Genomic DNA, 12,962 nt, shown 5'->3' on the forward strand with positions numbered 1-12,962 from the left:
GTGCGTACAATCGACTTCGAGAAATCTTTATATAGGAATTACATCGGTTCGATGTGCTATTGGTTGTATGATGAGTTCATTTGGTACTGGGTATCCCCCACCAAAAAAGCCCTAAAGAAATGAACTTTAGGGCAAAGCGCTTTAGCTATGAGGAAACAAATCTAAGTATGTTCTGTACCACTCAGAGCACTTCGCTTTAATTAAGGAAATCGCCTCGTTGAAGGCAATGCCTTTTAACTGAGACAACTTTTCATAATTTATTTGTTGAATCGCTAGCCAAATTTGACCGATTGACTCCCCACAGCTTCCTGCAATCATTTCATTACAGTTGCTTTCGTTTGACACATTGACTAAAAACTCCACTGTCTCATCATCTTGAAAGTTTTCTCCTAATTCAATCACTGCATCATCTTTTTCCGCATCTGATGCCGATGGGTCTACTAATATTTGAAAAAGTTTATCCTTATTCATACTTGTCACTCTCCTAATGGAATATGAGTTCCAACACCCTTTCCGCCGTTTCTCCTGTAAACAGATTAATATATGTTCCTTCAGCATCTAATCTAGCATCGAAACGAGGTTGATTACTACCTGCACCTAATCCTTCTCGTGTACTAGCTTCAGGTTTCAGCTTTAGTCTCCAACTAAACGTTCCATCGGCGTTCTTTACTCCCCATTGCTCAACACCGCCTTGCTCCTAGAGTTCCATTGCAGCCTCGTTCCGGTTGAACTGGCTCTGGACGGAGCTTGCGTTTGTCTTGTGCCCAGTCGGATCAATATAGTGGATCAGGTTGATATGGTTAGAGGCCATTCAATCCGTACTAAGCAACTGCACTATTTTATCAATAGTTAACTACTAAAAACTTAATAAATCCTGATTCCATCCATATTTTTTTGTATTAAGTACATATTCTCTTATTGGTATAAAATCACTACTATCTAATTCTATAGATATGTTTGATTTGGTGACTATAGACAAGTCACATCTACCAAAAGGCCATGCGAGTGTAGCTTCAATTTCATATTTATAGCCATCTTCTACTTCATTTACGTCACCCCACGTTTTGCATATTGCCATTATGCTGTGATCTGGCCATTTTATGAAATCATGGGGGGATTTTTTATCATATAATACCGCTTCTATATTAGCACTTGTTACGTTATGAAAATGAAGATTACTATAGCCTGAAACATAAATATCATCGTTAAATGGTCTACTATATTCAGTTAATCCATAAGCTTCTAAACCAAATACACTAAGGGGAAGAGTTATTCCCCAAACACTTAATTTCAAATGTTCAAATGACATGGATGGATAATCAATAATTATGGTGGACTCGATCAAATCAACCAACTCAAATCTTTCTCTTGTAATATCTAATTTCAATTTGATTTCAACCTCCTTAAAATGACTTCCATTTGCTTATCCAATGCCTTAGGGCTAAAAACATTACCGTCAGTCGTTTTCTGCGTTCCAAACATCAAGTCATCTGAAACTTTCCCTTTGCTCACTAATTCAAACCCGTATTTAGAAAGTTCATCAGCACTCATCTTGTATATTTTATTAAAGTATGGATTCTTTTCTCCTCCTGATATTTTCAATACACCACCTGGTGCCATCACTCGTGGAATATCACCTTCAAGTGGAGAGTAACCATGTGGATTTTGCACAATCACCTCTAATTGTGAACCTGTTTTAATTCCAACCAGTTTATTGGCATCCATTACTTCAATCCCCTCAGCTCGTGGGTTAATATCTCCATTTCTGTATCCTTGTCGAGGATTATCCCCTGCACCAATATTCAACCTGTTGCTTTCATTAAGTTTAGGCTTTCCTCCAGTCCCTTTAACCTCACCCTCAATAATTCCCGCCAACTTAGACTTACTAGGGCTTTTAGTGATACTTACCTTACTCTCACCTTGTGCCATTTTCTTTAAACTGAAACCACTGCCCGCCAGGTTTAAAGTAACGGTAGCATAGGCCTCTGCCAGTCTTGGATCGGTGACCTCTTCCTTATACATTTTCAGCGCTTCACTTACAGTAAACCCTTTTTCGGACATATCGTAAGTGAAATTTAACATATCAACTGTTCCCATGGGGCCCTTAGCTACTTGAAGCTTAGCATCCTTAAGAATCTTAGAAGTAACAGTTCCTTTGTTTGACTTCACTGCATCAATAACATATAAGGATTTTTCCAGACTTCCCATATATGAAGCTGTATCCGCTATAAACTTCAGTTCATTAGCTGTAACCTTATACGACATTTCAAGTGAAGCAGCTGCACTGTCTGTGGTCACTTTGGTTGAATTCATCGTCCTGGAGGATGAGTTTACCGTAACCGTAAGATTTGTTCTTCCAATTGTGACACTATTCACAGTCGAATAAGTGATATTTCTTGTCCCACCTTGGGATACATCAGTCTTTTCTTTTCTTTCAGAATTTGTAGCACCTATTCCAACGCTCTGTAAGGCTGTTCTCCATTCCTTCTCGGTTGCATAGCCCTTCGATGTCCCTTGCACCACAATCTCAGTAATTCTTGCTGCTTGGAATTGCAAAGGAGTAACTACGGACTTATCCGTTGCCCCTTCTGCTTTTCTAACTGTCGTGGCTTGAGCGGATATCGCCTTCTTCTCGGCGTCAGTCACAGCCTTATAATAAGCATTTGTTAATGCAATAATTTTAGCCTGTGCCTCAACATTTAACTTCTCATCACCCTTTGCCCAGTGACCCGTTGGGTCCAGGAACAGGATAGGATTATTATGCGCGTAAGTATACAGATTCAAGCTTAATGGATTCGTATCTTCGCCCCGATAGCTGTCTTCGGATATGAATCTTGCCGTGTAGGGATCGTAATAGCGGGCACGCAGATAATATAGCCCTGACTCCGCATCATAGAATTCTCCCGCATATTGAATAGATTCCGCATAGATTTCTATCGTTAACGTGCGGTTACCGAAGACATCATAATCATATTGGTTCTGCACTTCTCCGGCAGCTGTTACTGTCTGTACAACATCGCCATGACCATTGTAGAGATAGTAAGTATATTTCTCAGCCTGGTCCATTCTTGCAATATAATTGATTCCCCGGATGTAGCGGGTACTCAGCTTGCCGCTGCTATCCAGCTCCAGAATGACATGCTGCCGATCATACACATAATTGGTCTCTTTGGCGGTATCCGGTGTTTTTGCACTCCGTACCGTTTTTTGGGTTCGGAGACCATCGCCATTATACATGAACTCAATTTCAGATCGATCACCGGATTTAACAGTTACTGCTTTCTTCAATCGGTTGAAACCATCATAGGTTCGTGTGACCTTCTCGATGAACCGATTAGTCTCCTGAAGTTCACCCGCACTATAGGTTTCTCCCCCGGTTGACTGGTGTAGCTCAGTAGAATGCGGTTGAATATAACTGGACCGCTGGCTAATCTCATTGCCATTTGCATCATACAGATAATCCACGGTTTTGAGCAGAACCTCTTTGCCGTCTGCTCCATTCATCCGCTCTTCCAGCTTCAATAATTGATTACTGGAAGAGTATAAGTACTCTGCCTTTTTCAATTTAAATTCAATAGCTTGTTGAGTTTTCGAACTTTTAAAGCTGCTTGGCTGCATAGAAGTATAGGTCTCAAGCATAGACTTACGGTTACCCGCTCCATCATAAGCATAGACCGTTGTCTTCCCTGGCGCTTCAATCTGCTTAATACGGCCAGCTTGATCGTATTTGTATGTGGTTGTACCGTAGCTATCAGACTTCGTCTCCTGTCTCCCGGCAACATCGTAGGTATAACGATAACGGGATACTTCAGAACCGTCCTTACGCTTATTGATTAAGTTAAGGATGCGATTGTTCCGGTCATAGCTATATACTTCACTAACGCCATCTTCATACTTAACTGCTGTCCGATTACCACTCAAATCATAAGTGTAGACCGTTGTATGACCGTCATAAATCACCTGGTCCATCCTGCTTGATTTGTCATAACGATAGGCTGTTACATACCCTAGAGCATCTGTTATCTTAGCAACATTACCGATATCATCATAAGAATAGCCAACTTGTTTCTTTCCATTCTTAGACAATTCTAATAACAGATTCTCAGAATCATAGGTATAACTGGATATACCACTCTCATCAGTCATGCGAACACGGTTACCTGATTCATCGTACCCATAGAGCACCTTATCACCAGTCTGTACAACCTTTGTTTCAATTAACTGATTAAGGTTATCGTAAGTATACGTAGTATCATGCAGCATCTGGTCAGTCATCTGTACTTTGTTAAGTCCAAGATCATATTTATAACTAATTGTCTGATTGGAGGCATCTGTAATGGCCTGCTGAACTCCAAAGGAGCCATAACGATATTGGGTCAGTTTCCCCCGCCCATCTTTCATGTACAGCTTGTTTCCTATACTGTCATAGCCATAAGTAACTTCAACTTGTTCACCATCGGTGACTTTGATCAGACGCCCGGCATTATCATACTCATATTGAATGAAGTTGCCTAATGCATCTGTTTGACTGACCATATCTCCATAGATATTGTATAGATATTTCGTAGTGAACTTGGAAGTTCCATTAAGAACTGCTAGCTCAGGATCAGTGAATGCTACAAGCCGGTTAGCCAGATCATATTGATAGAAACTTCCGTACTGTGCATTATCTGTACTTCCTGCAGCATATCCTTTTGCATCAATTTTTTTGGTAATATTACTGTTGGCATCGTAGATATTTTTAGAAATAACTGTACCATCAGGGTCTTTGGTTAAAATTAGACGATTCAGCTTGTCATAAGTGTAGGAAATAGTATAGCCCTTTGCATTCTCTTCCTGTATTTTATTTCCTGCCAGATCGTATCCCGATACAAATTCTTTACCTTTTGTATTTGTAGTGACTGTTAAACGATTATTTGCATCATATTGATAACGGGTTACTGCCCCCCGTTCATCCCTGCTTGTAATTTTATTTCCTGCTTCATCATATTCATACTGCTTATAAACCGCAGTTTCACCCTTATATCGAATGAACTTCTCAGGGCGGTTCAAGATATCATAAGTATAATAAGAGGAATATAGTTTTCTGTTAGCAGTATCCGTATCCAGATAACCATAAGCACGCGGACTGATCTCCTGAACTTTGTTGCCCAATATATCATAGACATAACCAGTGGTCTGACGAATTTTTCCAGGCATATCTGCGGCTCTTAGAGCATTTACATTGGGCAGGCTTGTAGCATCACCTATACTTTCTTCATCCAGCCAATTTGTTTTTTGAGCCAACCTGTTTTCCGAATCAAATACAAATTCTTGCACATCAGTATGACCATCTGATCTCAGGCTCTCCTGCCGGATCATATTCCCGTTCTTGTCATATTTCCTTGATGTATATGCTCCACTGTTGTCTGCAACGGTTCTAACAAGATTGTTGTCATAATAGCTATAGGTTGTTTCGCGCTTAGGAGAATCATCCTTTGATCCAGTAATAATCTTACTAAGCAGATTCCCTAGTGAATCATAGCTATATTGTTCAGATAAATACACAATGTTTTTGCTGCTATCCATCTCTAAAGGAATTTTTTTCACAGTAAGCCGGTCAAGGGCATCAAAACTGAATAATGACAGACTCCCCCGTTTGTCTTTTTCAGAAACCAGATTACCGTTAAGGTCATGCTTTTTTTCAATCGCATATCCGTAAGGATCTTTTATGGATTTCTCTTTGCCAAAAGCATTGTAGCTGTATACTGTTGTTGCTCCTAGCGGATTGGTTTCCGAGGTCTTTCTGCCCAGTTTGTCATATTCATATTTCACCACTCCTCCATCTGGATTGGTAACTTGAGCAACGGTGCCGTCTGGATTGACCTTATAAAGTATCGAGTTTCCTCTACCATCCGTTTGTTTCACCAAATGATCCAGCACATTATATTCATATTGCTTGGACACGCTCAGGGCATCGATCTCTATTACCATTCTTCCTAAACCATCATAGGTATATGTCGTCCCTTTGGAGGACTTCATGTCTCCCTTATACCTTAAGCCGTCAACAACCTTGTCAACCTGGCCATTCAGATTGTACTGAATATATTCCAGTCCGGCTCCTTCAGGAGAAATCTTTGAAATGCGCCGGTTCATCGTATCATAGGTATACGACAAACCTATCATTTGAGACAATTGGCCGTTCTTATCCTTTTCGGAGGAGTATTGATTAGGTGATATTTCTTTAGTCAGATTTCCAGCCAAATCATATACATATCTTGTAATTGCTTTATCCCCGTCACTTGATGGTGCAATCTTTCGCAGCAAGCGTTTCAGAGCATCATACTCGTATAGAGTAGCGACTCCTTTAGGGTTTGTCTCAGCAACCAAATTGCCATTACTGTCATATTGATATTTTGAAATCCCCTCCAGAGCATCCGTTTTCTTAACCATGAGCTTATCATAGTCATATTCGTATAGAGTCTTATTGCCTTTGGGATCGTTCTTGCTCTTCATTTGATCATTTTTATAATAGGAATAACTCGTAACCGCATGTAGACGGTCCACATATTCATTATCGAATTCTGCGCCAGCCAGATATTCAGAGCTTACATCAGCAGTTTTTACCAGCAATGTGGACTTGATTAGTCTTCCTCTGGAATCATAACTGAATCTTGTAATATCATAGTTACCGTCATTCACTTTCTGGTAGGTAGCAATTACATTACCAGAGCGGTCATAATCATTTTTACTCTCTCTGCCGAATGGTCCCTTTACTATGATTAACCGTCCTGCTTTATCAAAGATTTGCTCTGTTCGATTATTAACACTAATGTCGTTCACAGCACCACTGGAAGTATTCACCTTGCTCAGGAAACTTTCTTTGACCAGAATATTAGAGGCCTCATCATAATCCATCCGGGTTAGGCGGTAGTTAGTATTCGTTTCATCTTTGTTGATGAAGCTTTTCTCAGAAATCTGGTTTCCTGCCAGGTCATAGCTGTAATATGCAGAGTTGCCTTCTTTATCTACACGTTCTAAGAGCTCGCCTTTAGCCGAATACTTGAACATTTCTGTTGTAGCATCAGGATATTCGATCAAGTACGGCTTGCCAAAAATATTATTATACGTTTTAGTTACATGCCCTAACTGGTCGGTGCTGCTAACTTCCCATTTTCCGGTTAAGTCATAAGCCATTTTAACTGTTGACCCATCCGGGTAGGTTAATTGTTGTAGTCTTCCGCCGAGGTCATAGTTGAAGCGGGTTGTGTCCCCTGAACCAGTCGTTTCAACCAACACATTTCCTGAGCCGTCGTAGCTAAGACTTTTGGTGAATTTGCTCGTACCCTGTTGCTGATTTAGGTAAGCTGTTTGTGCGGATACTACCAGAATCGGCTTGTCCAGCACATTATAACGATATTCCGTTCCTATGGACTTACCAGGATTCTCACTATTGTATCCTTCACCATCGGCTTGTTTAATGATATTGCCTCTATCATCGTACTCTTTGTAATCAACTGCCTCTCTTGTTGTCCCATCAAATGCAGTGGTTTTCACCAGACGGTTGAGTGCATCATATTCCTTCTCCATTCCCGGAGCTTCTTCTACAGATTGATTATAGAATCTGGCATCCACCATCTTCACAACATTACCTGCCGGATCATATTGATAGCGGACAGTATTTCCAAGCGGATCTGTAACACTTGTTTTTAAAGCCATACCGTCATAAGTATAAGAAGTGGTGCGTTCGGTTCCAGAAATAATAAAAGTCTCAGCAACCAAATTACCGACCTTGTCATACTCATAACGTTTCTGTCTTGCTCCCTTAGCATTAAAAGGAGACTTAGTCGTAGCAATTAAATTTCTATAGGTGTAGGTATTCTCTTCAGTATCATAGCCTGTACCATTAAATATTTGTTTCTTTAAAAGGTTGCCTGCAAGATCATAAGTATTCTTCGTTTCGAATTGTCCCCGTTCTAATTCCTTACCGTTCCCTGCCTTCTCTTTGGAGACGCCAGATTCAAGTACAGGTCGTCCGGCAAAATCATACTGGAAATTACGGATCATCAGCCGATTGCCTGCAGAATCACCATATTCAACTATCTTTATTTTGTTTCCGTTCGCATCGTAATCATAATGAATATGAGTTGAAGCAGACTCCGATAACTTGGAGTATTCATCAGAGATTCTGTTTTGGGAATCATAGACGTAAGAAATATTAGATGATTCTTGGTTTACACCCTTGAGGAAAGTCCCCACTGTTGTTTTGATAACATTATTTACAGCGTCGTACTCATTTCTGTTGTAATAATAATCTGCAGATCCAGATTGTAATAATTTCTTAGCTGTATTTCTGCCCAGATTATCATAGGTCCACTCGGTGACTTTGCCTCCGGGAGCCTTTTCTCTAACCATCTGTCCAAGAATGTTATATTCATATTCTGTGGTATTGCCCATAGCGTCCGTTTGGCTGATCTTCCTGCCTTGTGAGTCATAGGTATACCGGGTGATATTTTGCTTCTGATCTGTTTCGCTCAATAAGTTACCCACATAATCAAATGAAGCAGTTAATGTATAGAACTTTTGGCGATCTGGAGTGATTTCACGTTTCACCATCTGGCCCAGAGGGTCATAATAAGATCGCTTATCGTACCCCTCTTCATCTGTAACTGTCAGCATCAAAGGCATCAATGGATCATTATTATTTTGATAACTTAAGGTAAGCTTCCCCTTAAGCGTCTGGTCATTAGCATAATAGGCCTTCTCAACAACTCTCTGATTAGAGTCATAGCCGTACCGGGCACTGTGTCCGTTGGCATCAATCTCTTTAATTAAATTCCCAAAGGAGTCATACTGCTTAACTGCAGTTGTATGCCACTCGTTATTTTGCCAAACTTTGGAGCTCAACAAATTCCCCTGAATATCATACTCATTCAGATACTTGTAATTCCCCGCATCCGTATACTGGATCTTGAAGTTGGCATACGGGCTCTCCTGATAGTCGTACTGCAGTGCCTTGTTATCCGGCCGGATGTTCTTCAGGACGCGGCCTACTGCATCGTACTGGTACGATGTCTTGTTGCCATTCGCATCGATCTCGCTGACGATATTGCCGGTCTGCATATCATAGGCGAAGGTTTTAGCATAAGTCTTGCCATCGGCTTGCTGATATTGCTTGGTCAGGTAGGCCCCTTTGGTATTTGTACCATTGGCGTCGATACCATATTCATAGTGAGTGGTGAAATCCTGCGAACGGTCATGTGCCGTTTTACGGATTAGATTGCCATAGGAATCATAGGCGTAATCTGTGATTAGCCAGGGATTCGCCGGATCATTCGTGGCTTTGCTCTCTTTGATTACATTTCCTTTACTATCCAGCTCATAGTTGGTCTGAGCCGTTGTATTCGGGTCCAGCTTCCAGGTCTTCTGGGTCAGAATATGATATTTATTAATATCATAGGTGAATAGTTCGGTGTGTTCATTGTTCACCGGATAACCCTTGCTGTCACGTTCAGCAATAGGTCCGGTATGACTGGTCATATTGCCGTACTCATCATAACGGTAGTTCTCAATGGTATGAACCGGTTCGCCTGTAGCCTGACCGCCAGCCACTTGATAGACAAGGGTCTCCTGTTTCTTGACCAGCTTCAGCTCATCATGCTCACTGGTAACGGTCTCTTTATGATTTTTGCCCAGCTTCTCGGTAAGAATCAGTTCCTGATTGCCGTTATAGGTATATTTAACAGTACTGCCGTTGACATCTGTGATCGTTGTGTAATAACGGTATGTATCTTTAAGATAAGTCTTATCATCCTGCTTATAGTCTGCGGTGCCGTACCCGTCAGCTTCATTAGTATAGGTGTAGGTCTTCTTGCTGTAGGTATCGGTGATGAATTTATCCAGAAAGTTGGCTTTGGCAGGCTCGAACCCTTTCTTGATTAGATCGTTACTCTCAAAAATTTTTCTGTATTGCATGCTGCCTTCATTCAGCCGTCTGGTATACGTGTTATATACAAAGCTCTTCGCTTTATTACTCTTCACTTCGTCCACCAGTACAAGATTCTCATAACGGGAATAGGCGGAATATTTATCTTTATTGAAATAGGTGAAGCCTAGATCCGGCTGCTCATACCAGAACATATATTTCGGTTTCGCATCGGTGTCATATACCCGTTGCAGCCGGGTGCGTATGACATGCTTGGAATCATTAACGAGCGCCGCTGACTTGTCATACACAATACTTTTATCGCCCGGAAGATGGACAATCACTTGGAACTTACCCTTTAGATCTCCGGAATCCGTATTATTGGGGCTTTGCGATGCGTTAAAATAGTTGTTTGCATTTACAGCAGAATCAATGCTGATCGGGCCTACTGTGTAATTGAAATCCTCTTTGTATTCAATCGTTGTATCGCGGCCCACTGAATCCGTAATTTTGGAGATCAGCTTTTTGTTAATGGAATGACCATCCATATAATAATTCAATGACTCATACTGAAAATTAATAGTGTTGCCATACCGGTCCACGATTCCCAAGATCCGGCCGTCTTCGGCGAAATAGGTATTCTTTCCATCCTTGCCTGTCATCTTGTACTTGGAGATTCCGTCTGCTTGTCCATTTTGATAAGTGACAGCTTCACGGACTACCACATCTTTCACAGTCTGACCCTCCGGCAAAAATACATAGGCTCCATCCAGATTCGCAGGCTTAAGACGGTATACATCACCGCTCTCTGTATGCAAAAACTTATGACTGGAGCCGTCCGAATTCACCTTCACTTCAATATTCGGGAAGGAGAAGCGCATCCCCATGCCGAGGTTATATCTATCCTCATAGAAGGAGGAGGTTTTGGCATAAGAGAAGGCTCTGTCTACCCAGGCTCCGTCTACATAATTCACTTCCATCTCTTGCACATTCGCTGTTTCATTCTTATAAATTCGTTTGAATTCAAGATCCAATCCGTTCTTGCCAGGCAGAACAAAGTCCGTCTGAGTGATGGTTAGTGAACCACTCTGAGGGCTAATTTCGTCAACCGTTTCATTGGTTCTTAAATATGCCGGTGAGAGCATAGTGTTATACTTTTGCTTGGGACCAACCAGATTGTTAAGCTGATCCTGTAAAGTCTCGGCGCTTGCCGCCGGTAAGAAAAACATCATCAAGATAAAAGAAGCCAATGATATTCGGATACATGCTTTCTTCACAAAGCTACCCCCGTCTGCCTTTTAAATTATTCTCCGTACTTTTCCGTATAACTTTGGGCCATGATCATTTCATCCGAAATCCCTTGCGCCACTTTAGTCACTACAACCTTGGCAGACTCTCCAAGCTTCTGTGCGAGGACAAAGGCATGTGTAACCTGCTGATCGGAAAGCTTGCCTTGTCCAGTATATTTACGAACTTCTTCCTCTGTTATCTGAACCCTGGGAAACGGATTTCCGCTGTACAATACATTTTCCTGCTCAAAAACACCGCTCCAATTGCCGCTTTTCAGCTTCGCATTCAATAAATCTCCAAACAGCTTGCCGGTTACGAAAGAAAATCTGTCGGCGATCATAATGTCGTCTGAGGTTGCTCCTTGCACCTGCATTAGAAGCTCAAGCTCTTCTGATTCGAAGGATCTAGGGATAAATTCCTTATGGGTCTCACGATATTGTGTGAAAAGCGTCTCCCAGGTCTTGCCTGTATTTCTGGCTTCAAGCATAGCGGTCCAGTCGTTCACATTACCAAAATTGTGGTATAAAAAGTCATAAGCGGTCATGACAGCAGCACGGCTATAACCGCCGGCAACCAGCTTTTCAATCTGTTTACGGTAAGTCTCTTGAACACTGAATTCCTTCAGGAACTGATCATATGTACTCCGAACCACTTCAGACTGAACAGGTCCGGTATTCGTTTTCTGACTATCTTCAGTCTCCGCTTTAGGAGTAACGGCCACCTTGGCATAGGCAAATACTCCTGCCTGGAATACCAGAACTAGAATGATGATTAAAGCAGAAGCTTGAATGACCTTGCGTTTGTTCATTCCTCTTAACTCCTCTATTTGTAATTAGGATTCATCGCCTGAATCTCTTGTCTGACCGCTTCTCCCGGATTCTCCGGTCTTACATCCTGCACTGTAGGCGGATTGATATCGGGAATCAGTGACTCCTTGTCTTCGGTTACAATATTATTGGAGTCAGGGGCTCTCTCTGCAACTTTAAGATCGGTTGCTTCATTCCCCTGCTGTAATTGCTCCAGCATCCGCTTCTCCAGAGCGTCCAGCGTGACCATCTCGCTCTCTTTGAGTGTGATTGTTTGCTGCTCTTTATTTTCCTGATACGTTTTGGGGTCAGTGATATAGTCCTTGAGATTCAGCCCAATCTGAAGCGACAGTAAGTATTCATTCATTACGGCTTCCATGGAACCGAACTCCTGCTGCAAGGTAAGAAGGAGAGTAACGGCCTCTCCCTCATTAAATTGCTCATTAATCGTTACGTATGCAGACTGAATTTCCTCCTCAGCTGAGCCAAACGGTTCTGCGGATGCTTCCGGTTTCTCCACCATAGACGCTGCGCTGCTGACTACTTCCTTTAACTGCTGCATGGTTCTCTCTGCCAGCATTTTAGCTTCCATGATCTCGTCATCCTGGAAGCCCTTCTGACGAAGCTCCTTAAGTAATTCCTCACCTAGACCCGCCTCATGCAGCAGATTTGAACGCCCCTGCTTGTCTTCCGCATTGTTCGCCGGAAGCTGCTGCTTCAGAGTCTCCGTAATTTCATTCCATGAAGAACCTGATTTTTTCATGGCTAGAATTTCTTTTGCTGCAACTCCGCTAAGGTTAGAGAGCTCTGCAGCCGTCTGCTCATCTTGCTGCTGGGAAGACTCTTCTACTGCTGAATCCCGGTTAAGTCTTGGAAAGGTCACAATAGCAGCTTCAGCCAGCAGAACCACTATGATTGCTATGGATATATATTTGTATTTTCGCTTGCGGATCATTACCATT

Annotated in this window: 5 protein-coding genes; all 5 read right to left on the reverse strand. The window is 41.9% G+C overall.

Features of this window, described 5'->3' with window-relative positions; translation table 11 throughout:
- Positions 1 to 141 precede the first annotated feature (141 nt).
- The 5 genes from C173_RS03500 to C173_RS03520 all read right to left on the reverse strand — a co-directional run bounded on the left by C173_RS03500 (position 142) and on the right by C173_RS03520 (position 12,955).
- Positions 142 to 471, reverse strand: a complete 330-nt coding sequence (locus C173_RS03500) for a hypothetical protein (RefSeq protein ID WP_036722510.1) — start codon at positions 469 to 471, stop codon at positions 142 to 144.
- Between the two features lie 385 nt (positions 472 to 856).
- The gene (locus tag C173_RS03505) at positions 857 to 1,387 is read right to left on the reverse strand and encodes a hypothetical protein (RefSeq protein WP_036722511.1); all 531 of its coding nucleotides are present in this window, start codon (positions 1,385 to 1,387) and stop codon (positions 857 to 859) included.
- Positions 1,384 to 11,154, reverse strand: a complete 9,771-nt coding sequence (locus tag C173_RS03510; protein WP_036722513.1) for an RHS repeat-associated core domain-containing protein — start codon at positions 11,152 to 11,154, stop codon at positions 1,384 to 1,386. Before C173_RS03510 ends, C173_RS03505 begins: the two co-directional genes overlap by 4 nt.
- Positions 11,155 to 11,207: 53 nt before the next feature.
- Positions 11,208 to 12,002, reverse strand: coding sequence for a hypothetical protein (locus C173_RS03515; protein WP_036722515.1), 795 nt, complete (start codon positions 12,000 to 12,002; stop codon positions 11,208 to 11,210).
- Between the two features lie 14 nt (positions 12,003 to 12,016).
- Positions 12,017 to 12,955, reverse strand: a complete 939-nt coding sequence (locus tag C173_RS03520; protein WP_036722516.1) for a hypothetical protein — start codon at positions 12,953 to 12,955, stop codon at positions 12,017 to 12,019.
- Between the last annotated feature and the right edge of the window lie 7 nt (positions 12,956 to 12,962).

This window comes from Paenibacillus sp. FSL R7-277 (assembly GCF_000517965.1).
In the GTDB taxonomy this organism is placed as follows: domain Bacteria; phylum Bacillota; class Bacilli; order Paenibacillales; family Paenibacillaceae; genus Paenibacillus_AQ; species Paenibacillus_AQ silagei.